Source organism: Sphingobacterium sp. 1.A.5 (assembly GCF_002734235.1).
Taxonomy (GTDB): Bacteria; Bacteroidota; Bacteroidia; order Sphingobacteriales; family Sphingobacteriaceae; genus Sphingobacterium; species Sphingobacterium daejeonense.
Map to the genome: position 1 here is coordinate 1 of NZ_PEBA01000065.1, position 26,807 is coordinate 26,807.

Genomic DNA, 26,807 nt, shown 5'->3' on the forward strand with positions numbered 1-26,807 from the left:
TATGTAGCGTAACTTTCTGGCCTCGAATGGGAAAGTCTGAAATTTCAGTAGAAGGCATAAAACCCTTTGACTCCAACTTGCTGTTCTCATAGCCTGTCGGAGCAATATTAAGTTCATCTAAATAAATATGGAGTTGATTGTCGACCTGATCGACTTCTAAAATCTGGAAGTATTCCAAAAGCCCTTCCGGCATCAATAAGGATAGTAATTTACGTTCGGCTTCTTGCAAGGGATATTTGTATTAAGGACGCTAAACTAAGAAATTTTTAACACTCCCCCCAAGAATTCAGCTTGATCCCCTTGAACCAGCTGAGCTCCAAAAAAACACCAAAAACGAAAAAAGCACCAATTTCTTGATGCTTTTCTTTCGGTAGTGGAGGCTACTGGATTCGAACCAGTGACCCTCTGCTTGTAAGGCAGATGCTCTGAACCAGCTGAGCTAAGCCTCCTTTTATTTTTGGTGGAGAATACTGGATTCGAACCAGTGACCCTCTGCTTGTAAGGCAGATGCTCTGAACCAGCTGAGCTAATTCTCCTTTTCGCTGTTGCGGTGTGCAAATATAGGGGTTAATTCTGATTTACAAAATATTTTATGGATATTTTTTGGGGCATTAATAGCAAATAATTCAAAGCCAAATAATTAATTTGAAATTATCGAATAATAAGTTGGATTAGCAGAGCAAAATTTGAATGATATAAATCGTGTAAATACTTATTGAAGGTATGAATAAATTCTTTCCATGTAATATGCCTCATCTAAGGACCTAACTAATTCCGCCATCTCAATCTGGTTAAAAGAGAAATTTATTCCTTGATAAGGACTGTTCAGAAGTATTCTTTCTCTGCCATCAGGAAAAGAAATAGGCTCATTTTCTTTGAAAATGTCTTTTACAATTCTTCTAAAAGTGAAAAAATCTTCTTTACTAAAATTGATAAGAATATTATTAAAACAAAGGTGGATGATGTTTTGATTTTCAGGCATACTGATGAAGCCCAAGTCATTTTTTGAAAGAATTTTTAGGCTACATTTATTCATATTTGCCAATGGAATTATTGTGCCTGCATTACCCGCACGCCTATCTCATGCGGGTAAACAGGACTTCTGTATAATTGAAACTGTTTTTTCTTTGCGGTAGTAAAGGTATATATTATTTAGAATGATTATAAATAATATGTTGTTTATGACATTGGGATTATATTTTATCGTAAAGGTTAATTCCAGATGTATTGTTAGAATGTATTAACCTTACTCAATCTCTTTGGAAAGCAATTTTTTTGTTAGGATTAAAGGTTGGTGAGGACACCAACCATGGCAAAGTCTTTTTTACAATTCTTTGATTGCGATATTCCTGAAACTAACTGAGTCTGTATGGTTTTGGAAGGCGATTTTTCCTTTAGGGTATGTTGCAAAGGCTGGGTAATTCTTCATATTGCTGTTTGCAATTTTTTGTTTGAAAGCTGGTGTATTGATACTGTCCTGAAAGGTTATTTTGTCGTTGAGCCAAAATGTTACCTGGCCGTTTTGCTGTTTGATCTTGCCTTTGTTCCACTCACCGTAAGGGTTTGGTTTTGAATTTGAGCCGATGCATTCTACCGAATACAAGCATCCTGCCCAATGAGTTGAGTCAACTTGGTGCCTTGGTTCAGCCTTGGCATTATCGAGAAGTTGCATTTCTAGTCCTGTCGCAAATGTCGCTGCATAAGTGCTGTCTTCTTTAACATTGATAAATACACCACTATTGCCCCCTTTTTTTACTTTCCATTCAAAGTCAAGTTCGAAATTTTCATATTCTTTGTCACTTATCAAGTCTCCAAATTCTCCTTTACCTTTAGGGTCACAGATCAACTCGCCATTTTCGACTTTCCATTTGGACTCTAGAATGCCTCTGTTGTACACATGCCAGCCATCCAGATCTTTGCCATTGTAAAAAGTAGTAGAGTCATTGGAGGTTTCCGTGCTTTTATTCGTGTTGGGTTGGTTGCAGGAAGCAATTCCCAATGATAGTGAAAGTGCATAGATTGAAAGGTTCTTGATTGACATGCTGATTGATTTTTATGTTATAAAATTAAATGTAGAAATAAAAATCAATAATATCTGGGTACGAACCTCAGTTATGGGATGTATAAAGAAATTATGACAAACGATGTGGTAGAATTGAATTATTCTAATACCTTGCTATCTCATCTATTTGTTCCAGGATGAATTTTAATGAAAGGGGGTCGTGAAATTCCTCCTCTGTATTCAATTCAGTTTGGATCAGTGGGATATGTATTTTTAGGGGCAGCACATGCATTCTGAGGTAATTGCATACTCCTGTGAAGTGGTCTACTCCCCGAACATTTCCATATTTCCCGGTTGCTACTCCCACTAATGCTGCTTTTTTATGGAAGAATGACGAGGGAAATGCGCAAGCATCAATAAAGACTTTTAGGACTCCGGGATAGCTGCCATTATATTCGGGTATGATAAAGACAAAAACTTTGGCCGCGGATACTTTTTCTTGGATCTCGGCGAATGCTTCACTACGTTTTCCATAAAGGTCTGTTACAATAATATCAGAAGGAAGATCTTCCAGTGAAAGAATTTCAAATTCTTCACCACGTTTCATCAATTCTTTTTGATAGAATTTAGCAACTTTTAGGGAGTTTGAGTGTTTTCTGTTTGTGCCTGAGATAATTAAATTCATTGTTTGTTGTTACTTGTGAAAAGCAATAGTGTTCGGTATAAATACCTAAATCTATTTTTCGTATCTTAGCATCCTGAGTTGGCAGAATGTGTTTCGCTTCAAAATTAACAAATTTAACATCATTTAAGTGTCTAATATCAATAAGGTGTGTTAATTTGCATGTCGAAGCGGAGTAATGCCAATTTGAATTATTTTCAAAAATTTGAGGAATCACAATGGGAAAGATTATTGCCATAGCCAATCAAAAAGGAGGAGTTGGTAAGACAACCACCTCCATCAATCTTGCTGCGAGTTTAGCTGTGTTAGAGTATAAGACCTTGTTGGTGGACGCGGATCCGCAAGCAAACTCAACATCTGGTATTGGATTTGATCCTCGAGCAATCAAAGCGAGCATTTACGAGTGCTTAGTAAATGACGTAACAGCCAAAGAAGCTATACAACAGACAGATACTCCGAATCTTGATTTATTGCCAGCGCATATCGACTTAGTTGGTGCTGAGATTGAGATGATCAACTTGGATGAGCGTGAATATAAAATGAAACGTCTTTTGGACGAAGTTAAGGATGACTATGATTTTATCATCATTGACTGTTCTCCTTCCTTGGGTCTTATTACAATCAATGCTCTTACAGCGTCGGATTCAGTTATAATTCCTGTTCAATGTGAGTATTTTGCATTGGAAGGATTGGGTAAATTGTTGAATACCATAAAAATTGTTCAAAACAGGTTGAACACTGAGTTAGAGATTGAGGGGATTTTGTTGACGATGTATGATGTACGTTTGAGGTTATCGAATCAAGTTGTGGAAGAGGTACGCACTCACTTCAATGATTTAGTTTTTGACACAATTATTCAGCGTAATACACGTTTAAGTGAAGCTCCAAGTTTTGGAATCTCAGTGATTATGCATGATGCTTCATGTAAAGGTGCGATCAATTATTTGAATTTAGCACGCGAGATTCTACAAAAGAATGGATTATTAAAAGAGAATAAGCAAACTGTAACAGTATAGTATGGCAGCACAACAGCGGAAAACAGGATTAGGTAGAGGTTTGGGGGCATTGCTTCAGCAAGAAGCAGTTGAAAGTCCTAAGAAACAGACTGCTGAAACTCCTGCAAGTAAAACACCGAGCTCTCCTGCCGGTAGCATAAACTTCATAAAAGTAGATCAAATATCGATAAACCCATTTCAGCCACGTACAGATTTTGACGAAACTGCCCTTCGCGAATTATCAGAATCCATTGAAGTTCAGGGTTTAATACAGCCTATCACTGTGCGTCAAGTTGGTAAAAATGAATATCAATTGATTAGTGGTGAGAGAAGGTTAAGGGCGTCTAAACTAGCTGGTATTACTGAAATTCCTGCATATGTTCGTACAGCGAACGACCAACAGATGTTAGAAATGGCATTGATCGAGAATATTCAGCGTGAAAACCTGAATGCTATTGAAATTGCACTTAGTTTCCAACGGATGATTGAAGAGTGCAGTTTGAAGCAGGAGGAATTGGGAGATCGTGTTAGTAAAAACCGTTCTACGGTAACCAACTATTTACGTTTATTAAAACTCCCACCCGTTATTCAGGCGGCTATTCGTGATGGGGATCTTTCCATGGGTCATGCTAGAGCATTGATTAATGTTGGTGAGATCGAGAAGCAATTGTTTATTTTCAAGGAAATCGTTGAGAAGGGCTTGTCTGTTCGAAAGGCAGAGCAGTTGGTTCGTGAGGTGCAACAAGCGAAAGATAAAAAACAAAAGGGCAAGAAGGAGGCTGCACTTAATTTTCAATATCAAAAGATTGAAGATGATTTGGCTTCAAAATTTGCCACTCGCGTTAAATTGAACGTGAAATCTACTAAAGGAAAGGGAGCGATTGAGATTCCTTTCAACTCGGAAGATGATTTGAGCCGAATTTTAGAGTTGCTAGACTGGTAATGTATAAATATTTATTGCTCGTTGGGATGATTTTATCTTTTACTTGCTCAAAGAGCCAAGTAAAGGATACTATTCCTGACTCTACAAAAATGGTTCAGGTTCAGGATTCTCTTAAAAAGGGAGAACAGGATACCACAAAAAAGGAAACTCGCGCTGAGCGTCGGGCTCGCAAAAAGGCCGAAAAGGAGCGTGAGAAGTTTTACTATAAGGATATTTTGAAGGATTCTGCTCGATTGGAAATTGAAAGATTAAGTCGAGTAGCCTGGAAAAGATCATTGATTTTGCCGGGATGGGGACAATACACTAACGGAGGCTTATGGTGGGTTAAAGTACCGATTATCTATGGTGGTTTTGTTGGGGGAGCCTTGACTTTCAATTATTGGCAATGGTACTATAAGGAATTCTTGGGTGAGCTCCAATATCGAGAGGAATTTGGGCAACCTTCAAACCATGAATCTTTGGGGATCAACAGTAATTGGACTGTCCAAGGATTGGTTCAACAAAAAGATTACGCGCGAAGGAACCGAGATTTGACTATCTTAGTTACTGTGGGGTGGTATGGATTGAATGTTGTTGAAGCCTATGTAGATTCTATTTTGAAAAATCGTTGGAATATAAGTAATGACCTAAGCTTTAAATTAACACCTACTTTTATTCCTAATTATGCATATACACCAGGTATTGGTGCATTCTCGGGTGGAGGTTTTGCCTCTCCAGGGGTTAAGATGACCATTACCTTAAAATAAAAACCAATTAACTGTATGAAAATCGTTTTATTAGGATACGGAAAAATGGGGCAATTGATTGAACGCTTCGCCATGAAAAGAGGGCATGAAGTTGTTTTGATCGTTGATGAAAGCAATAGAAGTTCCATTACATCCGAGGATTTGGAAGATGCTGATATGGCCATTGATTTCAGTACTCCTGCTGCTGCCCTAGAAAATATTAGTTTATGTTTTGAGTCAGACCTTCCACTTGTTGTTGGTACCACTGGATGGTATGAGCACTTGGAGGAAGTAAAGGAAACTTGTCTAGACGCTGATCAATCTTTGTTGTATGGCTCAAACTTTAGTATTGGAGTTAATATTTTCTTCCATATCAACAAGATGTTGGCTAATGCTATGAATCCGTATAAGCAATATGATGTTCAAGTTGAGGAAATTCATCATATTCACAAATTGGATGCTCCAAGTGGAACAGCGATTACAATAGCTGAGGGAATTTTGGAGAATAGTGATGATAAAAAATCTTGGGTTAATTCTGTTGAGGGTTCTGGAGAAGAAATTATTCCTAAGGCGGATGAGTTGTTGATTGAAAGTTTGAGGATAGAGGAAGTTCCGGGCACCCATACTGTGTTATACAGTTCTGAGGTTGACCAAATCGAGTTTAAGCATACTGCTCATAGCAGAGAGGGTTTTGCTTTAGGTGCGGTTATTGCGGCGGAATGGCTTTTTGGTAAAAAAGGATTTTACCAAGTGACGGAAATGTTTGATTTTAATAAATAATATATGTGGTATATCATTTTAGCCATATACATCATAGGGTCTGCTTACGGTCTATTTTTATTATATAGAAAAGCGGGGAAACAAGGCTGGGAAGCTATCATTCCTATTTATGGACAATATGTGATGGCTCAGCTGGTTGGAAGGCCAACATGGTGGATAATTTGGCTTTTCGTTCCGATCGTGAATGTTTTTATTTTTTACGATCTGTTCTTGAATTTTATAAAGGCATTTGGTAAGAGAAGATTTTGGGAGAATGCCGCTGCGGTTTTAGTTCCTTTTATTGTATTGCCGATGTGGGGAAGAGATCCTAATGTTAAATATTTGGGTATCTCTACATCTGAGGAGTTCAAAAAGAAATACCCTTATAAAAAGTCTGTTGGCAGAGAATGGGCTGATGCAATCATCTTTGCGACAGTTGCTGCCACCTTAATCCGCGGATTTTTAATCGAGGCTTACATGATTCCAACGGGATCAATGGAAAGAAGTCTGTTGGTTGGGGATTTCTTGTTTGTAAGTAAGTTAAATTATGGTCCAAGAATTCCAATGACACCAATTGCATTTCCTTTTGCGCATCATACCATGCCAATTACTGGAGGTAAAGCCTATTCAGAGGTTATCAAACTTGATTATAAGCGATTACCTGGATTTCAGGAAATCAAGCGCAATGATGTCGTTGTATTCAACTATCCGATGGAAGCAGATGCTCCATTCAATAGACCAGTAGATAAACGGGAGAACTATATCAAGCGCTGTGTTGGTATGCCAGGTGACATTGTTTCTATGGAAAGAACAAAGTTATTCGTAAATGGCGAACCTGCATTTACTGACGATGATTTTCAGACCAACTATCTTGTTTTGACAGATCCTAATGGTTTGAATTTACAGCGGATAAAGGAAATGCGCATTGAGCTTGATCCTTTTTATACTGATCCAAATATGGGTCAATATGGAATGCATATGACGAAGGAGGAAGCTGAAATAGTGAAAAAATGGAGTAGCATTAAGGAATTCAAAGAGATAATCTATGAACCTGGTGATGCGAATCCTAATTTCACAGCATTTCCATTCTATACAAATGGTATTATCTGGAATTATGATAATTTCGGGCCAATTCAAGTGCCTAAGAAAGGCTGGACAGTCAAATTAGACAGTCTAACAGTTCCTCTGTATGAAAGAGCAATTACTGTTTACGAAGGAAACACATTTGATAAAAGAACTGATGGATATTATCTGAACGGCAATAAAGTAGACAGCTATACCTTTAAAATGGATTATTACTGGATGATGGGAGACAATAGACATAACTCTTTGGATTCAAGGGGATGGGGTTTTGTTCCAGAAGATCATATTGTTGGTAAAGCGTTATTTACTTGGTTGAGTTGGGATGAGGATGGTTCTTTCCTATCTAAAATCAGGTGGAATAGAATTTTTAGGCCTATTCATTAGGTAGCAAGAATAAAAAAAACGGGAGTCAATGATAAATTGACTCCCGTTTTTTTTGTGCTAAAGGCTATTTAAGGCAAGCTATATATCTTTTTATAGTTTCTTCTAATCCTAAGTATAAAGCATCAGCAATAAGTGCATGGCCGATACTTACCTCCAAGAGGCCTGGGATATTTTGTTTGAAATATTGTAGATTGTTAAGGTCAAGATCGTGGCCAGCATTTAGCCCTAAACCAACTTCTTGTGCTTTGATTGCAGCCTTAACATAAGATTCAATTGCTTGTTCTTTGTTTTTAGGGAAATCTGTAGCGTACGCTTCAGTATACAGTTCTATTCGATCGGTTCCTGTTTCAGCAGCTGCCTCTACCATATCTTCAACAGGGTCAACAAAGATAGAAACGCGAATGCCATGATTTTTGAACAACTTTACCATTTGTGATAGATAATCACGGTTATTTATGGTGTCCCAACCATGGTTAGAGGTTATTTGACCTTGTTCATCAGGGACTAATGTGACTTGAGCTGGAGTGTTCGCCAGCACAAGGTCTACGAACTTTTGTTCTCTACAATTTCCTTCGATATTGAATTCGGTTGAGATTTTTGATTTCAGGTCATAAACATCTTGATACCTAATATGTCTTTCATCTGGTCTTGGGTGAACGGTTATACCTTCTGCACCAAATCTTTCACATGCTAAAGCTGTCTCCAGGACATTTGGAACATTTCCTCCACGAGAGTTTCTCAGGGTTGCGATTTTATTGATATTTACTGATAGTTTAGTCATAGTTTAGTTCATTTTTACAAATTTACAGTTTTAGGGAGCCATATTCCTTATAAATTCTGATTTTAAATAGGTCTATCAATGGATAATATTTTTTAAATTGCAGGAAGTATGGATGGATTGGACTTTAATCTATTGAGTGGCTTTAGGCTGCTGGATTTCATTGATATATTGCTCGTTGCAATTATCATTTACTATGTCTATAGCTTAATCAAAGGTACTATTGCGGTCAACATCTTAATTGGAGTCGGTCTGTTTTATGGTATTTATTTGGTTGTTAAGCAAATGGAAATGCGCCTTTTGACCGAGATTTTCGGTGGTTTTATTTCCGTAGGATCCATTGCGTTGATTGTCGTATTCCAGCAGGAAATCAGGCGCTTTTTACTCCATATTGGTAAGAATATTTCCCTTAGACGTAAAAAATTCCTTTGGTCTATTTTTGGTGGCAAGAAATCCTCTCACAGGGATAATTCTGAATTTATTAAGCCTATTGTCGAGGCATGTCAAAATATGTCAAAATCTAGGACCGGTGCTTTATTGGTTTTTTCTAGGTATTTTGATGAAGAATACTATCAAACCAGTGGAACAATGATTGATGCGCCAGTATCTAAACGTTTGCTGGAAAGCATATTCTTTAAAAACTCTCCACTTCATGATGGAGCAGTTATTATTGTTGATGATCGAATAATGACCGCAAGTTCTGTTTTGCCATTGTCAGATAGTGAAGATCTTCCTCCACAATTTGGTTTGCGTCATAGGGCAGCGATTGGGGTTACAGAAGTATCAGAAGCTGTTGCTGTCATTGTATCTGAAGAAACAGGAGAGATCTCATTTGCTAAAGATGGCAATATCAATATGAATCTTACAGCAGACGAGTTAGAGAAGATTCTTGCGGAAGAACTGTAGTTTACTGAATATTATTTTTAGTTATCTGTTTTTTAGTGAACAAATGTTTTTGTTTGATAAATTTTAGATAACTTTATTCAAATTATAATACTAAAATTATTGTTATGCATTTCGACGAGAAAAAACCTATAGATATAGTGTTGAATGATTTGTTTGACCACTACCGTGAGAACGTTTCAGATGTTGATAAAATAACTGCAGCTCTTTTGGAACGTGGTGTCGTTCAATCCCAATCAGATATTGTTAATGATCATATTGCCTTTAGAACCCTTGGTGTACCAAACTTAGGAATCAATTCCTTCGAAAAGATATTTTTATCCTTTGGTTTCAAGAAAATGGACTATTATTATTTTGAGGGGAAGAAATTAGATGCTTATTGGTATGCTCCACCGAGTGATAACTATCCTCGAATATTCGTTTCTCAGCTTCGGGTTTCAGAATTGAGTCAAGCAGCACAAGATATTATTCTGAAATATACAGCACCTATTGTTTCAGACCCTGTTGATGATTTGGACCTGAACAATGGGCAGCAAGTTGCGGATTTTTTACAGAAGCCCTTATGGGATTTGCCGACATCGGAAGAATATGAAACTCTTTTGGCTGAAAGCGAATATGCCGCATGGGTAATCTATAATCGATATTATTTAAACCATTATACCATCTCTATCCATGAATTAAAGGATGGATATAACACCCTTGAAGAGTTCAATGCATTTTTGGAAAGCATTGGCGTCAAATTAAATACTTCTGGCGGGAAAATAAAAACGAGTGAGGACAACTTACTAAGACAGAGCAGTACTGTTTCTGCTCTATATGAGGCAAAATTCGCAGACGGCAAGTCTTTAGAGATTGCAGGGAGTTATGTTGAATTTGCGGAACGAAGTGTATTGCCCCAATTTAAGGATATCGCTAAAGAAGATATAAAACGAGAACATCGCCGTGATGGATTTGAAACCAACAATGCGGATAAAATATTTGAAAGTACATACACCTCACAAATTAAAGGATCATAGCTTATGGAAGAGCAGTTAACCCTGCTTTCAGAACAATTAAGTGGTGAGTTATTTTGGGATGAGAAGATGCGTCTGTTATATTCAACAGACGCTTCTGCTTATCGAGAAATGCCACTAGCAGTAGCTTATCCAAAAGATAAGCAAGATCTGTTGTTGCTTATTAAGTTTGCAAAAGAGAATAAAACCTCCTTAATACCAAGAACTGCGGGCACTTCTCTTGCGGGGCAAGTGGTAGGTAAGGGTATTGTTGTTGATGTCTCAAAATACTTCACTGAGATTTTGGAGGTCAACGAATCCGAGTCCTGGGTTCGCGTGCAACCTGGTGTTATTCGCGATGAACTAAATATGTTCCTCAAGCCTTATCAATTGTACTTTGGACCAGAAACTTCTACAGCTAATCGCGCAATGGTTGGCGGAATGGTTGGGAACAATTCCTGTGGCTCCAATTCATTAATCTATGGAAGTGCAAGAGAGCATACCTTAGAAGTGCAAGCTTTGTTAAGCGATGGATCTGAGGTGGTTTTTAAAGCATTGAGTTTTGATGAATTTGATTCCAAATGTCGCCAACAGGATTTAGAGGGGAAAATATATCAGCAGATTCGAAGTATACTGAGTAATTTCCAAAATCAAGTTGAGATAAGAGAGAATTTTCCTAAACCTTCCATTCATCGACGTAATACTGGCTATGCGGTTGATATGTTGTTGGAAACAGATCCATTTACTGCAGGAACAGAACCTTTTAATTTCTGTAAGTTAATATGTGGGTCAGAAGGAACCTTAGCTTTTATAACAGAGATAAAACTTCATGTTAATCCGTTGCCAATCAATCCTAGTGGTTTATTGTGTATACATTTTCATTCACTTGAAGATGCTTTAAAAGGGAACCTTATCATTCTAAAACATAGGCCATTGGTAAGCGAACTGATGGACCATTATATTTTGGAATGTACAAAGAATAACCTTGAGCAATCAAAAAATAGGTTTTTTGTAGATGGTGAACCAGCTGCGATTTTAATTGCTGAATATGACGGTAAGGATCAAGAGGAAATATTGGCTAGAGTAAAGTTGGTTGAGGAGGATTTATTAGCCCATGGCTTGGGTTATCATTTTCCATTGGTACTTGGAGAGGACAAGAAAAAGGTTTGGAATTTGAGAAAAGCTGGATTGGGTCTATTGAGCAATGTCCCTGGAGATGATAAGCCGGTTGCAGTAATTGAGGACACAGCAGTAGATGTTGAAGATTTGCCAAGCTACATTAATGATTTCGATCAAATACTAAAGAAATATAATCTCTATGCAGTTCATTATGCACATGCTGCTACAGGGGAGTTACATTTACGTCCTATTATCAATTTAAAAACTGAAGAAGGGAATAAGCTGTTTCGAGAAATTGCAACAGAGATTGCCCATTTGGTAAAGAAATATAGAGGTTCACTGAGCGGAGAACATGGGGATGGGCGGCTACGTGGAGAATTTATTCCATTGATGATTGGCGATCATAATTATAAATTATTAAAGGATATAAAAAACACTTGGGATCCTCAAGGGATATTTAATCCCGGAAAGATAGTTGATACTCCTGGGATGAACACTTTTTTGCGGTATGAACCAGGACAAACGGAAAGGCAAATAAAAACTGTTTTCCGGTATCCCAATCAAACTGTTCTTCAGCATGCAGAACAATGTAATGGATCTGGCGATTGCAGGAAGACTCATTTGTCTGGAGGGACCATGTGTCCATCTTATATGGCGACAAAAAACGAGAAGGATACAACAAGAGCTCGAGCAAATATTTTAAGAGAAATGCTGACGCACTCAGATAAAGCGAATCCATTTGACCATGTAGAGATCAAAGAAGTTATGGATTTGTGTTTGAGTTGTAAAGCCTGCAAATCAGAATGTCCCTCGAGTGTTGACATGGCAAAGTTAAAGGCTGAGTTTTTACAAGGCTATTATGACAGCCATGGAGTTCCTTTTAGATCCAGGATAATTGGGCATGTAGATTCAATGACTGAGTTGATGCAACCTATCGCTGGATTGTACAATTTAGTAGTTGGGAATAAGTTCACAGGAGACATCGTCAAGAATATTTTAGGATTTTCTCCAAATAGGAATATCCCGAAAATTTCATCTACTACACTAAGGAAATGGTTCCAACAAAAAGATAAGCCGTTTTCTGGAAATAAAACCGCTGTTAAGTCAGTTTATTTTTTCTGTGATGAATTCACGAATTTCAATGATGTTGAAATAGGGAAAAAAGCCATTCTTTTATTGGAAAAGCTAGGTTATGAGGTCTTAATGGTGCCGCATGCATTTTCAGGAAGAGCTTTATTGTCAAAAGGTTTGTTGCGGGATGCCAAAAAATTGGCCAACAAGAATGTAGAGATTTTCAAAAATCGATTGAATGCTGATACCAAACTTGTGTCCGTAGAACCATCCACCATCTTGACTTTTCGGGATGAGTATGTTGATTTAGTAGATGAACATTTGCTTGCGGATGCTGAAAGGATTGCACCCCTGGCCTTGACCATTGAAGAATATATCTGGGAAGAATACTTGTCTGGCAATATTTCTTCGACCCAATTTGTAAATCAGGAGGAGCAGATATTATTGCATGGACACTGTCAACAAAAGGCTTGGGGGCTTATGCCAATTGTCTCTAAGGTTTTGGAGATTCCTAGTAATTATAAGGTGAAGAATATTCCATCAGGATGTTGTGGTATGGCGGGTTCTTTTGGGTATGAGAAAGAGCATTATGATATTTCGATGAAGATAGGAGAATTAGTCTTGTTCCCAACTGTTAGGGAAAAGTCCGATTCTACCCTTGTTGCAGCTCCTGGCGCTAGCTGTAGGCATCAAATTATGGATGGAACGGGTGTAGCTTCAAAACATCCGGTTGAAATCCTTTATAAGGCTTTGAAATAGGTCAAATAGAATTGTCATTAAATAAAAAACGGGCATAGTAATCACGATGCCCGTTTTTTATAATGGATGTTACTTCAATTATTTTTTAGCTGCATTTAAAGCTTGAGTATTTAGTTTTACGTATTCTTGGTTATTAGCTGCTTTAGCCATTGCCAATCCTTCTTCTGCGGCTTTAATTGCACCAGCTTTATCTCCAGCTTTAGCAAGTACTAAGGATTTCCAATATTTTACGTGTGGAGCCTTTGTGTTGCCTTTATCGACTTCCTTCATCCATTCAACTGCCTTTTGCATATCTATATCATTTGCAAAGTAATACATGGCAGCCTGGAAATAAGGTTTCTTCTGTCCTTTCATGGCCTCGTCGATACTTGCAAGGATTTCTTGCTTTTGATCAACAGCGATATTGAAAGACACTTTTGTTTTTTCCCAGCTCAATGAAAGATCCAATGCTTGTTCATGAACATTGTCAAATTCAATGGTAAACGTTTCTACATGAGACGGCAGAGTTTGGGGCTTTACCTTTACTCTTAATACATCATCTGCTTCTTCATAGGTATATGCACCCCATTGTTTAGCATTGTTGTTAAAGACAATTGTCCATTCATCTTTTCCAGGGATAGTAAATAGGGCATAAGTTCCAGCAGGAAGTTTTTGTCCTTCGATGGAAACCTCGGATTGAAAAGTAATATTCGTGGCATCGTTTGCACCAGTACGCCAGATCTGATCGTAAGGCACTAAATCACCGAATACGGTCCTGCCTTTAGCACTAGGTCGTTGATAGACAACACTTACCTGTTCTATTCCCAAATCTTGAAGGATAAATTGTGTGCTACTCGGCTGCGGTAACTTTAACTGAGCTTCTGCTTGAAAAGAAGTGAAAACAAGCCCCGCCGCAACAAGGATAGTTAATGCTAATTTTTTCATAATCATTTTAATAGAATATCCGAAGATAAGAAACTCCCCTAAAAAAACAATGGAGTTAGATAACTAACTCCATTGTTAAGCTTTATTTTAAGCATTTGTTTTCTTTCTGACTTTATGCCCTGCGACTGCATAATATAAGATGTAAAGGTAACATGGTAATGCGATCCAGTATGCCTGATGAGAATTGGTTGCGTGTGCCAATTGGCCGTACAACAACGGAATAACAGCACCACCGGCAATACCCATTACTAAGATTCCTGATGCAGCACTAGTGAATTTACCAACACCTTTCAATGCAAGAGGCCAAATTGCTGGCCATACTAATGAGTTTGCCAATCCTAATAGACCAACTAATGTCAATGACACCATTCCATCTGTAAAAGCAATACCCACAGTAAGGATAATTCCTAGAATAGCACAAAGTTTTAATGCAGTTTCTTGTGCTAGGTATTTAGGGATAGCGATAATTCCGATGATATATCCGACTACCATTGCTCCCATTGTAAATGAGGTAAAGAATTTAGCAGTATTTAAAGGTATTCCCAAATAAGTTCCGTATGCAATAATAGTATCACCCGCCAAAACTTCAACTCCTACATAAGCGAATAATGCGATGAAACCAAGTAATACGTGAGGGAAATCAAATATACTATGTTTAGATTCAGTAAGATTATGGTGAGTTTCGTCTTCCTCTTCATCACCTTTCACTTCTGGAAGGTTAGATTTGGAAATCCAAAAACCCAAAAGAACTAATACCACCACTATACCGATATAAGGATTTACCACTTGGAGTGCAATTTTACCCAAAGCAAGGCTAGACTCTTCTGGTGTCATGCTTGCCAATTGGTTTTTCACGGCATCAGCTTCATCAAGTTTTAAGAAGTAACCCAAAATTATGGGAGCTAGTGCTCCTGCAAATTTGTTACATATCCCCATGATACTGATTCTTTTAGCTGCGGTTTCAACCGGCCCTAAGATTGTGATATATGGATTTGATGCTGTTTGTAGAATTGCAAGTCCACCCCCCATGATAAATAGTCCCAATAAAAATAGGATATAGGTTCTTGAATATGCAGCTGGAATAAACAAAAGTGCCCCAACAGCCATGATGCCTAAGGAAACAGCCATTCCGTTTTTGAAACCAAACTTGTTAAGTACCCAAGTAGATACTGGGGCCATAACTAAATAAGCGATGTAAAAAGCAAAAGTTACAAAATAGGATTGTACCTCAGTTAATTCACAAGCTATACGTAAATAAGGAATCAATAAAGAGTTTAACCAGGTCGCAAAACCAAAGATAAAAAACAAGGATCCAATGATGATCATAGGTCCTACGGTAGATTGATTATTTTGAGTTGTCATAAATTTGATTTACAGATTAAAAATAAGGTAGCCACAAGGCTAATAAAATAATTCGATATTTTAAAACGGAATTTGAAAGGCAATCGATTGCATTTGCTGTAAAAAAAGAGACACTACTAGCGTAATGTCTCCATAAAACCTAAACCGTATCTTAAAACCATATAGATATGATATTTGTTCAACACATGTTACAACAAATTGTTTTTAGATTTTCGGCTTTTTTATAACTGCAATGGTAAGTCTTGATATACAAACCAATTGATTTCTTTCATTGTGTATCTGAATATCCCATACATGGGTCGTTTTTCCGATATGATAAGCTTTACATGTCGCTCTAACGACCCCTTTTGTAACTGGTCTCAAATGATTGGCGTTGATTTCCAACCCTACTCCGGCGAATTCTTCAGCATCAATGACCATGTTTGATGCAATGCTACCTACCGATTCTGCCAGAACACAAGATGCCCCACCATGTAAAAGCCCGAAAGGTTGTTTTACTTTTTCGTTGACTGGCATTTCAGCAACCAAGGCATCAGGGGTGATCGACACCGCTTTTATCTCTAAAAAGCCGGTCATGTTAATTGCGAATAGACTATTGATTTCCTCTAAACTGTATTCTCTATACCACATCGTCGTTCAATTTTTGGTCTTTTAAGTAGCGTGCTTTTAAAATGATTACATGATGATTTAAATGTCCTGCGATAATATAAAGGAATGCTCTAACACTGATTAAACGGTCTGAAGCCATACCTTTTCTGTTTAATTCTGTTTCATCAAACGAATTGAACAGGTACATGTTTGCTTTGCGAAGGTGAATAAATTCTTCCGCAATATCAGCCAATTTGCGTTCATTATGTCTGCCATTGGCAACAAATTCATCTTGTTCAAATGGAGAAAGTGCCGTCATGTCATTTCTTCCAAATCTTAATGCCCTATAGGTCATGATTCTTTCACAATCAAGGATATGGCATAAAACTTCTCTGATGGTCCATTTTCCATCTGCATAGCTGAATGAACCCAATTCTTCAGGGATTGATGCAATAAATTCGGGGAATGTTTCGATTTGATCGTTTAGTTCTTCCATTACATCACCCGTTATGGTTTCGATGTAATCATTGAAAATGGCTGGATATTCGTCAGATTTGAGTGGGTTCATAGCGTAAATTACTTTTTAATACAATTCTAAATGTTGTACCTTTTCCTATTTCGGATTCTTTAACAAAAATTTGTCCTCGATGATAATATACCATTCTCTTAGTCAAACTAAGTCCTAATCCCCATCCTCTTTGTCTTGTGGTATATCCTGGTTGGAATATGGTTTCCCAATTGGACCTTGGGATTCCCTTTCCCGTATCGCTAATGTCTATAAAAATTTCTTCTTTTGCAATGTTTTCAGAAATGTTCACCGTTATCTTTCCTTCTCCTTCGATAGCATTTACGGCATTTTTCAATAGATTTTCAATGATCCAATCAAAGACTTGCACGTTCAATTTTGCCTCTACTTGTTGGTCCCCTGTTAATTCAAATGTCACTCTTTTACTTGTTCTAACTTTGAAATAGTTGACATAATCCTCGACGATCTTGTAGATCACTTGGGTAGAAAGTGATGGTGTTGATCCGATTTTTGAAAATCGGTCTGCAACAATTTCGAGACGTTTGACATCTCTTTCCATTTCATCCAATAATGAGTTGTCTCTGCCTTCATAAGTTGCCCTGGCTAACTCAAGCCAACCCATCATTGACGAAATGGGGGTGCCGAGTTGATGGGCAGCTTCCTTAGCCATTCCTACCCATACAAGGTTCTGCTCTGAGTCCCTGATGGAATTGAAAACAGTATAGGCTACTATTAAGAAGACTGCAATTAATGACAATTGGATATAAGGGAAAATCCTTAATTGACTTAAGGCTTTGGAATCATGGTAATATACGAGCCATTTTTCTCCATTGTCTAATGAAATCTGAATTGGGGGATGAGATTTCTTCATCCTAGCCAGTTGTTTTTCAAAATATGGTGGATCATAAACGAGATCGCTTGTTGAATCTTGTGTGGAAGGGTGAATATTTGTTTTTGTACTGTCGAGATCACGCCAGAAAATAATATCTCCGGATTCTTTGGTAATTATGGCTGGCAAGCTTAAACTATCTCTGACTGCATAGATAAAACTGATGAATTGATCGTCCACATCAGGCATCGAAACAATACTTTGCGTGCTCATTGCCCAAACTTCGGCTTTCGTACGTTCGGATTTAGACAATGATTTAACAAGATAATTGGTATAAAGAAGCGATGCTGCGGCGATTAATGCTGCAAATAAAAACAGAAAGAATTTCCATTGTTGTTTATTGTACCTGTACGGGTGTTGCTTCATAAATATTTAAGTGAACCAAAATAATCATTTTCAGATTGCTTCGAGAAAGAAAAGTAATAAATGCTTAATTTTGTGGTTATGAGTTCACAAAAAAACGTAAGGGTCCGTTTTGCGCCAAGTCCTACAGGCGGATTACATTTGGGTGGTGTCCGTACCGCTTTATTCAATTATCTTTTTGCTAAACATAATAATGGTGAGTTTATCCTTCGGATTGAAGATACTGACCAAACTCGTTTTGTACCGGGTGCTGAAGAATATATAATGGAATGTTTAGCATGGTGTGGGCTTAATCCTGATGAAAGTCCCAATAATCCAGGGAACTTTGGTCCTTATCGTCAAAGCGAACGTAAGCCTTCATACAGAAAATATGCTGAAGATTTGGTTGAAAAAGGATATGCTTACTATGCTTTTGATACTGCAGAAGAATTAGAAGAACAAAGAAAATTACAGCCAAACTTTAGATATGCTCATGATAATCGCATGAGTTTAAGAAATTCACTGTCTTTAGGGAAAGAAGAAACTGATCGTTTATTAGCTGAGGGGGCATCTCATACCATACGTATCAAGATGCCTGAGAATGAGGTCGTATCTTTTGAAGACATGATTCGTGGCCGTGTAAGTTTTGAAACGAGCTTGGTTGATGATAAAGTTCTTTTAAAAGCGGATGGAATGCCAACTTATCATCTGGCGGTTGTCGTGGATGATAGAGCTATGGAAATATCCCATATTTTTAGAGGTGAAGAATGGTTGCCATCTGCTCCAGTCCATATTCTATTATGGGATTATTTGGGATGGAAAGATGAGATGCCTAATTGGGCACACTTGCCTTTAATCCTAAAACCAGATGGTAATGGTAAGCTTAGCAAACGGGATGGGGACCGATTGGGATTCCCTGTTTATGCAATGAATTGGAAGGATCCAAAAACAGGAGATTTAACTACGGGTTTTCGTGAAAGAGGCTTTTTGCCAGAGGCATTTGTGAATATGCTGGCTTTATTGGGTTGGAACGACGGAACAGAACAAGAAATCTTTGGAATGGAAGAATTGATCCAGAAATTCTCTGTTGAACGTATCAGCAAAGCTGGTGCTAAATTCGATTTCGAAAAAGCAAAATGGTATAATCAGGAATGGATCAAACAAGCTCCAAATTCAGAGTTGATGCCAGAAATAAAGTCAGTTCTAGAAAAACACAATGTAGATGTGGCTGATTTTGGTGACAATTTTATAGAAACTATTCTTGATTTAGTCAAAGAAAGATTAACTTACATTGAAGATTTTTGGGAACAAGCTTCATTCTTTTTCCAAAAGCCTGAAACCTATGATGTTGATGCGGTTAAACCTAAGTGGAACGACGATAAGACCAAATTTTTTAATGAAGTGGCCAGCCTGTTTCAAGATCAACCGGTTTGGGAAGCATCTGTGTTAGAGCCATTATTTAAAAATAAGATTACTGAATCGGGCATGAAGATGGGTGAGTTGATGATGCCTTTCAGAATTATGTTGGTGGGAGGAAAATTTGGACCTGATGTATTTAAGATCACTGAAGTTTTAGGTAAAGATGAAGTAGTTGAACGAATTAAATTGGCAGTACCAAAATTTCAGAACTAAGAATCAACTTAAATCAAATTATATGAAACAACTAACTAAATTAATGCTAGGGTGCTTAGCGATTGCTATCGTGTTTTTCACATCCTGTTCAACTAATGGAAAGGTAAGTGCTGCAGGATCAACAAAGGCCAAAGGTCCATTCCCTGAAGAGAAACTGGGTTGGAAATTGGGTTCCCAAGCATATACATTTAGGCTTTTCAGTTTCGCAGAAGCCTTAGACAAAATCGCTAGTGCCAACCTTCGTTATGTTGAAGCATTCCCAGGGCAAACGATAGGTGCCGGAAGTACCGAAAAAATGACTTATGAGTTGTCTCTAGAAGGTAGAAAACTAGTAAAACAATTATTGAAAGACAGAGGAATTACAATTCATGCATATGGTGTTGTTGGAGCAAAAGATGAAGCTGAATGGGAAAAAGTTTTTCAATTTGCAAAAGACTTTGGAGTTCAAGTGATCAATGCCGAACCTTCTGAAGAACAATTGGATTATTTGTCCAAACTATGTGACAAATACGACATCAAGTTAGCTATTCATAATCACCCTGATCCTTCTCATTATTGGAACCCTGATGTAGTTTTAAAGGCACTTGAAGGCAGAAGCCCTCGAATGGGTGCTGCAGCAGATGTAGGTCACTGGATGAGATCTGGCTTAAATCCTATTGAATCATTTAAAAAATTGGACGGAAAAATCTTCCATGTCCACTTTAAAGATTTAAATGAGTTTGGAAACAAAAAAGCTCATGATGTAGTGTGGGGAACAGGAAAACTAGGTATGAAAGACGTCATTGCTGAATTGAAACGTCAAAATTATAAAGGAATGCTTTCAGCAGAATATGAATATAATTGGGAAAACAGCCTTCCTGAGGTAACAGAAAGTGTAGTGAATTTTAGAGCAGCGCTTTAATAAGATTTAAAATTTGGAGAAGGGTGCTAATGGAAATTAGTGCCCTTTTTTCTTGAGTATTATTTTTCTGTTAATAATTTGAAATCCATTGTTTCAAGACTTTATTAGCTGAAAATGATTCTTTCCAGATTTCAATACGATATTTGTCGATAGGCATTTGATCATCAACACCTTGGTAAGCTTCATCGAGATTGTAAGAGGATACCCTAACCCTATAACTGCCATTTTCTAGAGCTACGGTCTGGATAACAGAACTTAAAGGACAATCTTGAATTTCTAAAGTACCTGATTTAATTTCAATACTAGCTTCTACGATATGATCAGCATTTGGATCTTCGTTCACTGGTGGACTGTTTAATATTTCCAAATCCCCCATCACTGTACAATAATCATTTTCAATTGAAATACCTAAAATTCCATTTTCACAAGCTAATCTTTCATGAAGTGCTGCATCACTCCAGAATTCTAAGTCGTCTGTTTCTCCATCGGTACCTTTGTCCACGACATAAAATTGGCCATATTGTGTGAAAAAATTTAAGTTATATATCATTCTTATATTGGTTATTGTTTCATTAAAATAAATAAATCCTAACTAATTACATTGAGTAATTGATAAAAAAATAAAGAAAACCGATATATAAAAATAACCTTTATTAAAAATATTAATCTTAGATATTATAATATTACCCTAAGTAAAAAAATAGCGTAAAAAAGATTTTGTAATAATTAAGAATAATTAAGGTGGTTTTTTAAAATTTTATAAAAGGTGAAAAGAGAATAGCTTCACTAAAATGTTGCTTATTGTAGGTAACTAAAGAAAATTATTAAATAATTGATAATCAGTTTTGAAGATTGTTTTTTATAGCATTTTTAACTGAAAAGCTCACTTATATCTTCTTTACTAAGAGATTTTACAAAACCTTCTTCAGTGGTTATTAAGGAACTTGCCAATGATTTTTTCATTCCTTGCAATGCTAAGATCTTTTCTTCGATCGTATCTTTTGCAATGAATTTATAGATAAATACATTTTTGGTTTGACCTATTCTGTGGCTTCTGTCAATTGCCTGTTGTTCAACCGCCGGGTTCCACCATGGGTCTAAAATAAAGACATAGTCAGCTTCCGTAAGGTTCAAGCCAACACCTCCAGCTTTTATAGAAATTAAGAAAACTTTTGTTTGTTCATTCTCTTTAAAATCTTTTACTGCAGTGTTTCGATCTGTTGTTGATCCGTCTAAGTATGCGTATTTGATTTTGTTTTTGTCGAAGTATTCTCTGAAAATTTGCAGATGTCTTACGAACTGTGAGAATATTAATACTTTATTTCCTTCTTTTAGGATCGATTGCATTGTTTCGATGGCGGCCTCAAACTTTCCTGAGCCATCGGTATATTGGCTATCAATCATTAAAGGGTGATTTGCTAACTGTCTTAATTTTGTCAATCCTTGCAGCAGTGCGATTTGGGAAGCCTTACCGGAAAAGGCACCGTCTAAAAGTGCATTCCTATATTCTGATTTTACAGTTTCATAATATTCAGATTGCTCATCTGTCATGCTACAATAAAAAATCTGCTCTGATTTTGGAGGCAATTCCGTGGCTACCTGTGACTTTGTCCTTCTTAATACAAATGGTTTTATGATGGCCTGTAGTCTTCGGGCCTTTTCCTCATCTTTTTTCTTCTCGATGCTGTGGACAAATTCCTTTTGAAAATAAGTGTAGTTTCCTAGTAAGCCAGGGTTTACAAATGACATTTGCGACCAAATATCTGCTACTGAGTTCTCTACAGGAGTACCACTCAAGACTAGTTTGTTCTTGCCTTTGATATGTTTGATTGCCGAATAAGATTTGGACCTAGGGTTTTTAATATTTTGGCTTTCATCTAGAATGACATAGTTGAAATAAAACCCTGATAACAACTCTTCATCAATACGTGCAACTCCATAAGTTGTGATAATAAGGTCGAAATGACTGAAAGCAAAGTTATCTTTACTTCGATAGGTGCCAGTATGTAATAGCACTCTCAATTTGGGTGTAAATTTCTCGGCTTCTTTCTGCCAGTTGAATATCAATGAGGTTGGGACGATCAGTAAAGATGTCTTAGGTTGGTCTGTTCCTGTTAGTTGTTCCTTTTGATGTTGTAAAAGAGCAAGCGTCTGAACTGTTTTTCCTAAACCCATATCATCAGCAAGTAATCCTCCAAAACGATATTCTCCTAGAAAATGAAACCAATTGTATCCTGCTTTTTGATAGGGTCTTAAGGACCCTTTGAAACCTACTGGAGTGTCGACATCGTTAATTTCGTCAAATTCACCAAGTTTGTTGAGCTTGCGCTGCAGGGTTACTTGAGTGTGCTCTGAAATATCGTGTACTAAACCTATGTGTGCACGGCTTAATCTGATGCCTTCTTTTTGAGAAGAGAACTGGAATAAATGCTCATATTGAGAAAACCATTCTTGTGGAATGATTGCTATTTCTCCATTTGGTAATTCGAATTCCTGAATTTTATTTAAAATATGCTGACGTAAATTGATGAAAGGAATTTCATAATCGCCAAATCTTACAATAGCGCTGATATCAAACCAGTCATTCTTTTCTGAAACCTCAATGCTAATGCTGGTTTTTCCAATCAAGAATTTCTTGTCACTATCGGATTGAACAATATGAAAACCGGCATCCGTCAATTCTGATATATGATCATTTACCCATTCAATGCTAGAAGGACGCAATCCGGAAAGTGTGGATTTGGGGTGATAAGATCCAAATAGGGCATCAGCTTTTTCTAGGCCAAAATCCTCCAAAGTATCTGCTTTATTTTCTTCCCATTGTAAGGATCTTTTTATTCTAAAGAACTTGTGGGATTGATTTTCCTTGTCAAAGACATATCTGACAGTAACGGGGTGTTGAGCTCCAGCAGGGAAACAGTATTCTCCATATTGAAAAAATAACTGCAACTGCGCCTCCTGGTCTGGACTGTAAACAATTCGAAGTTGAGGAACTGCTTGCTCCCTATAATTGATAATGTCTAATCCTTCAGCATAGACATGGTATTTTTCAATTAATGTGGTAACAAAAGTTTCGAAATATTTCTTTTCTGTATTTCGGGGAATTGAAATATATCTTTTATTTAAAAATGGAGTTAACTTTTTGCCTTCCAGCTCCTCATCAAAATGGTAAAGTACGTTTTCAAGTAATAGCCAAGCTTGTTGATTAACAATGACATCAGCATTTTTAAACATAAATTCCATTCTGTGGCCATCGTATTTCAATGTTGGGAAATACCGAGTTTCATTTTCGTTCCTGCGGAAATGGAATAATATGCTGGTTGATTTTTCAGCAATCCTAAGTTCTTGCTCTGCAGGATAGCCATCTTTGCTCATTAGAAACAATGGTTTGTCACCAATGTTATTTAAGATCTTGAGAAGTCTATTTTCAATTTTAGGACGAATATGATCGAATAACTTGTCGTTGAATATTTTGCTGAAATAGTCTGCCGGTCTTACTGCTTTTTTATGAAAACGCTTGATGACTTGAGTCTGCTCAATCTCATCACATAGTCTGATTAATTCATAGTCAACATCATCCAGAGCATTGGCAAATTCGTCGACTGTATTGCTAAAAACTCTTTTGTAGGAGAGGGAATAGGAGCCATTTTGATTTAAATGGACAATATGAGGTTCGATAAGATAACCCAAATAGGGATGTTTCCCTAATGAGTAGACTAAACGGTAAGAAGTTATAGTATCGACCTGCTGCATCCTATTATTCCTGCTAAGAAAAGCTACTAATATACGTGTATTAGGTCTTTTTCTCCAAAATTAAGCAGGTTAAATTATTATGAAATATTGATTTTTCCTTCAAATACTTGAATTGCAGGTCCGGAAAGATAAACATTGCTAAAATGATGACCGTTTTTATGGAAAGAAATTTCAAGTTGGCCGCCAATTACTCGGATAGGGATTGTAAAGTCGCCGTCTTTCCCAGATTGTAGGGCAACACTCATGGCAGATGCTACAGCACCAGTTCCACAGGCATAAGTCTCATCTTCAACACCACGTTCAAAAGTTCTTACGAAATAACCCTCACCTTCTTCTTCTATGAAATTAACATTGATTCCTTTTTCGCCATAGGTAGCATTGTTTCTAATAGCATAGCCATCTTGGTAAACATTTTTGCTTGCTAAATCTTTCACAAACTCTACATAGTGAGGTGATCCCGTATTTAAAACAAAGGCATCACGGTCCATGCTATATTCTTGAACGTGTATCATGCCAAGATTTACGGTATGGTCTTCAATACTAGCTTCATGCCTACCGTCAACTGCCAAAAAGACAGTGTCGTTCGTGATGATTCCGAGGTCTCTTGCAAAAGCAACTAAGCATCGGCCCCCGTTTCCGCACATAGTACCCTCTTTTCCATCAGCATTGAAGTACAACATTTGGAAATCATAATTATTTATATTTTGAAGGAGCATCAATCCATCACCACCAATTCCAAACCGGCGGTCACACAGATTTTGAATTAAATGATGGTTATTGCTATCAAATTCAGAATTTCTGTTGTCGATTAGAATAAAATCGTTGCCTGCTCCTTGGTATTTATAAAATTTGATTTCTTTTAACATTTTGTTGGGTTTCTGCTGTAAATTTAATATTCTTGTTACAATTAACCGAGCTTTTGTTAAATCATGTTAAATGTTTGACAAAGCAGCATCCTGTTAACATTTTTTAACTGACAAAACTCGTTTCTGCAAATCGAATGGTATTACATTTGACTTAACAAACATGAATTAAAAATAGTTAGATTAATTATATATATGAAAAAAATAGGAGCAACATTATTAGCAGCCATCGTGGGAGGAGCCATAGCCGTGGGAGGGTTTAAGCTCTTTGAAAACAAACAGATGGACAACATGACGTTCGAAGAGCGTCAAAAAGTATATTATGCAAACAACCCAGGGGAGGAGATACTTTCTTCTACTGGAAATCCAGATTTTACACAAGCAGCAGCAGCAGTTACTCCCGGTGTTGTGCATATCCAAGTGACCATGACTAGTCGTGGCTCTCGTGGTGGTGGCAGCGGTTCTCCTTTCGATATGTTCGAAGAGTTCTTTGGTGTACCACAACAACGTGGACAAGCGCGTCCGCAAACTGCATCTGGATCTGGTGTAATTATCTCGCCTGACGGTTATATTGTAACAAATAACCACGTGGTTGAGGAAGCAGACAAAATCGAAGTGGTTTTGACTGACAAGCGTAAGTTTGAAGCAAAGGTGATCGGTAGAGATCCTAACTTTGACTTGGCGTTAATAAAAGTGAATGCGAACAACTTGCCTATTGTTAAACTAGGAAATTCTGACAATGTTCAGATTGGAGAGTGGGTTTTGGCAGTAGGGTATCCACTAGGATTACAGTCTACCGTGACGGCAGGTATTATCAGTGCCAAAGGACGTAGGATAGGAATTCTAGATGAGCCGACTCAAGGCCGTGGTTATGGCAATATGGGTCAACAAGAACAAATGATTAGCAACGCTGTTGAGTCGTTCTTGCAAACTGATGCCGTTATTAATAGAGGTAACTCAGGTGGTGCATTGGTAAATGCAAGAGGTGAATTGGTAGGTATTAACTCTGCTATCGCATCTCCAACCGGAACTTATGCTGGTTATGGTTTTGCAATTCCAATCAACTTGGCGAAGAAAATCGTTGACGACTTCAAAGAATTCGGTAGTGTAAAACGTGGTTATGTAGGTGTAACATTTACTGAGATCAACGATGCATTGCGTGCTGAAAAAGGAATTGATGATGTAAACGGACTTTATGTACGTGATGTGTTGAAAGGTGGAGCTGCGGAAGCTGCAGGACTTAAACCAGGTGATATCTTGACTAAAATTGAAGGACGTGTGATTTATAGTACTCCTGATCTTCAAGAATATGTGGCAAGATTGCGCCCTGGCGATAAAGTGAAAATCACCTATAAACGCGATGGCAAAGAGAAAGATGTGTCATTGACTTTGAAAGGCGAAGAAGCAAAAGCAAAAACTGAAGATGATAAACCTAGTGCATCAGCTACAGAAATCTTCAATAAATTAGGAGCTAGCTTTGTGCCTGCATCTGATGCTCGCAAAAAAGAACTTGGAATCAACTCAGGTGTTGTAGTTTCTCAAGTGCATAGAGGTGGTGTTTTTGAATACTTCGGTGTAGAAAGAGGCTTGGTAATTACTGAAGTTAATGGAAAACCAGTAAATAATGTTGATGACGTTGAGTCTGCTTTAGGAAGCACTCGAAGAGACATCGTCAGAATAACTGGAGTGCCAGAAAAAGGAAGTACAGTACAATTCAATGTTCCATTGAGGTACTAAAATAGAAATCAATAAAAAACGGACTGCCCATAGCAGTCCGTTTTTTTATTGATTGCGATATGAGTATTGAGATATGAGATATCAAAACGCTATTT

23 protein-coding genes, 2 tRNA genes and 1 pseudogene are annotated in these 26,807 nt (G+C 37.4%); 11 read left to right on the top strand and 15 right to left on the bottom strand.

Going from position 1 to position 26,807, the window contains the following annotated elements; genetic code table 11:
• The 6 genes and pseudogenes from CRT24_RS18815 to CRT24_RS18840 form a co-directional block, all read right to left on the bottom strand.
• Positions 1 to 229: pseudogene (locus CRT24_RS18815) on the bottom strand (transposase); the annotation flags it as partial.
• 145 nt (positions 230 to 374) lie between these two features.
• Positions 375 to 449, bottom strand: a tRNA-Val gene (locus CRT24_RS18820).
• Between the two features lie 9 nt (positions 450 to 458).
• A tRNA-Val gene (locus CRT24_RS18825) sits at positions 459 to 536 on the bottom strand.
• 176 nt (positions 537 to 712) lie between these two features.
• Positions 713 to 1,036: a DUF6686 family protein gene (locus tag CRT24_RS18830; RefSeq protein ID WP_099372648.1), complete on the bottom strand. Its 324-nt coding sequence runs from the start codon at positions 1,034 to 1,036 to the stop codon at positions 713 to 715.
• A gap of 288 nt (positions 1,037 to 1,324) precedes the next feature.
• Complete coding sequence (locus CRT24_RS18835) at positions 1,325 to 2,041, bottom strand: DUF1080 domain-containing protein (RefSeq protein WP_099372649.1); 717 nt, start codon at positions 2,039 to 2,041, stop codon at positions 1,325 to 1,327.
• Positions 2,042 to 2,165: 124 nt separating this feature from the next.
• Complete coding sequence (locus CRT24_RS18840; RefSeq protein ID WP_099372650.1) at positions 2,166 to 2,687, bottom strand: NADPH-dependent FMN reductase; 522 nt, start codon at positions 2,685 to 2,687, stop codon at positions 2,166 to 2,168.
• Positions 2,688 to 2,902: 215 nt separating this feature from the next.
• On the opposite strand from CRT24_RS18840, the gene CRT24_RS18845 reads away from it, so the two are divergent.
• From CRT24_RS18845 to lepB, 5 genes are read left to right on the top strand one after another with little or no spacing between them, the layout of a single operon-like run.
• Positions 2,903 to 3,700, top strand: coding sequence for a ParA family protein (locus tag CRT24_RS18845; RefSeq protein ID WP_099372651.1), 798 nt, complete (start codon positions 2,903 to 2,905; stop codon positions 3,698 to 3,700).
• A gap of 1 nt (position 3,701) precedes the next feature.
• A complete protein-coding gene (locus tag CRT24_RS18850) occupies positions 3,702 to 4,622 on the top strand; it encodes a ParB/RepB/Spo0J family partition protein (RefSeq protein ID WP_099372652.1) in 921 nt (306 codons plus the stop codon).
• Positions 4,622 to 5,368: a DUF5683 domain-containing protein gene (locus CRT24_RS18855; RefSeq protein WP_099372653.1), complete on the top strand. Its 747-nt coding sequence runs from the start codon at positions 4,622 to 4,624 to the stop codon at positions 5,366 to 5,368. The genes CRT24_RS18850 and CRT24_RS18855 overlap by 1 nt, the downstream gene beginning before the upstream one ends.
• A gap of 15 nt (positions 5,369 to 5,383) precedes the next feature.
• The gene (gene dapB / locus CRT24_RS18860) at positions 5,384 to 6,127 is read left to right on the top strand and encodes a 4-hydroxy-tetrahydrodipicolinate reductase (RefSeq protein WP_099372654.1); all 744 of its coding nucleotides are present in this window, start codon (positions 5,384 to 5,386) and stop codon (positions 6,125 to 6,127) included.
• Between the two features lie 3 nt (positions 6,128 to 6,130).
• The gene (lepB, locus tag CRT24_RS18865) at positions 6,131 to 7,573 is read left to right on the top strand and encodes a signal peptidase I (RefSeq protein WP_099372655.1); all 1,443 of its coding nucleotides are present in this window, start codon (positions 6,131 to 6,133) and stop codon (positions 7,571 to 7,573) included.
• A gap of 64 nt (positions 7,574 to 7,637) precedes the next feature.
• Here the strand turns inward: lepB and CRT24_RS18870 are convergent, their stop codons facing one another.
• A complete protein-coding gene (locus CRT24_RS18870) occupies positions 7,638 to 8,354 on the bottom strand; it encodes a pyridoxine 5'-phosphate synthase (RefSeq protein ID WP_099372656.1) in 717 nt (238 codons plus the stop codon).
• 108 nt (positions 8,355 to 8,462) lie between these two features.
• On the opposite strand from CRT24_RS18870, the gene cdaA reads away from it, so the two are divergent.
• The 3 genes from cdaA (at position 8,463) to CRT24_RS18885 (ending at position 13,195) form a co-directional block, all read left to right on the top strand.
• Positions 8,463 to 9,257, top strand: a complete 795-nt coding sequence (cdaA, locus tag CRT24_RS18875; RefSeq protein WP_180269172.1) for a diadenylate cyclase CdaA — start codon at positions 8,463 to 8,465, stop codon at positions 9,255 to 9,257.
• A 104-nt stretch (positions 9,258 to 9,361) separates the two neighbouring features.
• Positions 9,362 to 10,270 carry a DUF1338 domain-containing protein gene (locus tag CRT24_RS18880; protein WP_099372657.1) on the top strand — a complete coding sequence of 303 codons (909 nt, stop codon included), beginning with the start codon at positions 9,362 to 9,364 and terminating at the stop codon, positions 10,268 to 10,270.
• Between the two features lie 3 nt (positions 10,271 to 10,273).
• Positions 10,274 to 13,195 (top strand): FAD-binding and (Fe-S)-binding domain-containing protein, encoded by a 2,922-nt coding sequence (locus tag CRT24_RS18885; protein ID WP_099372658.1) that lies wholly within the window; start codon positions 10,274 to 10,276, stop codon positions 13,193 to 13,195.
• A gap of 78 nt (positions 13,196 to 13,273) precedes the next feature.
• Here CRT24_RS18885 and CRT24_RS18890 read toward each other — a convergent pair whose 3' ends face one another.
• The 5 genes from CRT24_RS18890 to CRT24_RS18910 all read right to left on the bottom strand — a co-directional run bounded on the left by CRT24_RS18890 (position 13,274) and on the right by CRT24_RS18910 (position 17,850).
• On the bottom strand, positions 13,274 to 14,119 hold the full coding sequence (locus tag CRT24_RS18890) for a DUF2911 domain-containing protein (protein WP_099372800.1): 846 nt from the start codon (positions 14,117 to 14,119) through the stop codon (positions 13,274 to 13,276).
• Between the two features lie 87 nt (positions 14,120 to 14,206).
• Positions 14,207 to 15,481, bottom strand: coding sequence for a sugar MFS transporter (locus tag CRT24_RS18895; RefSeq protein ID WP_099372659.1), 1,275 nt, complete (start codon positions 15,479 to 15,481; stop codon positions 14,207 to 14,209).
• A gap of 204 nt (positions 15,482 to 15,685) precedes the next feature.
• Entirely contained in the window at positions 15,686 to 16,111 is a 426-nt protein-coding gene (locus tag CRT24_RS18900; RefSeq protein ID WP_099372660.1) for a hotdog fold thioesterase, read from the bottom strand.
• Complete coding sequence (locus CRT24_RS18905; protein ID WP_099372661.1) at positions 16,101 to 16,637, bottom strand: DinB family protein; 537 nt, start codon at positions 16,635 to 16,637, stop codon at positions 16,101 to 16,103. The genes CRT24_RS18900 and CRT24_RS18905 overlap by 11 nt, the downstream gene beginning before the upstream one ends.
• A complete protein-coding gene (locus tag CRT24_RS18910; RefSeq protein ID WP_099372662.1) occupies positions 16,618 to 17,850 on the bottom strand; it encodes a HAMP domain-containing sensor histidine kinase in 1,233 nt (410 codons plus the stop codon). The genes CRT24_RS18905 and CRT24_RS18910 overlap by 20 nt, the downstream gene beginning before the upstream one ends.
• A 78-nt stretch (positions 17,851 to 17,928) precedes the next feature.
• Between CRT24_RS18910 and gltX the strand changes: the two genes are divergently transcribed.
• Both gltX and CRT24_RS18920 read left to right on the top strand, forming a co-directional pair.
• A complete protein-coding gene (gltX, locus tag CRT24_RS18915) occupies positions 17,929 to 19,458 on the top strand; it encodes a glutamate--tRNA ligase (protein ID WP_099372663.1) in 1,530 nt (509 codons plus the stop codon).
• Positions 19,459 to 19,480: 22 nt separating this feature from the next.
• On the top strand, positions 19,481 to 20,359 hold the full coding sequence (locus CRT24_RS18920; RefSeq protein WP_099372801.1) for a sugar phosphate isomerase/epimerase: 879 nt from the start codon (positions 19,481 to 19,483) through the stop codon (positions 20,357 to 20,359).
• A 70-nt stretch (positions 20,360 to 20,429) separates the two neighbouring features.
• Here CRT24_RS18920 and CRT24_RS18925 read toward each other — a convergent pair whose 3' ends face one another.
• The 3 genes from CRT24_RS18925 to dapF all read right to left on the bottom strand — a co-directional run bounded on the left by CRT24_RS18925 (position 20,430) and on the right by dapF (position 24,978).
• Complete coding sequence (locus CRT24_RS18925; RefSeq protein WP_099372664.1) at positions 20,430 to 20,909, bottom strand: hypothetical protein; 480 nt, start codon at positions 20,907 to 20,909, stop codon at positions 20,430 to 20,432.
• A 320-nt stretch (positions 20,910 to 21,229) separates the two neighbouring features.
• A complete protein-coding gene (locus CRT24_RS18930) occupies positions 21,230 to 24,112 on the bottom strand; it encodes a DEAD/DEAH box helicase (RefSeq protein ID WP_099372665.1) in 2,883 nt (960 codons plus the stop codon).
• 77 nt (positions 24,113 to 24,189) lie between these two features.
• Complete coding sequence (gene dapF, locus CRT24_RS18935; protein ID WP_099372666.1) at positions 24,190 to 24,978, bottom strand: diaminopimelate epimerase; 789 nt, start codon at positions 24,976 to 24,978, stop codon at positions 24,190 to 24,192.
• A 192-nt stretch (positions 24,979 to 25,170) separates the two neighbouring features.
• Here dapF and CRT24_RS18940 point away from each other — a divergent pair, with 192 nt between their 5' ends.
• Positions 25,171 to 26,712 carry a Do family serine endopeptidase gene (locus CRT24_RS18940; RefSeq protein WP_099372667.1) on the top strand — a complete coding sequence of 514 codons (1,542 nt, stop codon included), beginning with the start codon at positions 25,171 to 25,173 and terminating at the stop codon, positions 26,710 to 26,712.
• The last annotated feature ends 95 nt before the right edge of the window (positions 26,713 to 26,807 follow it).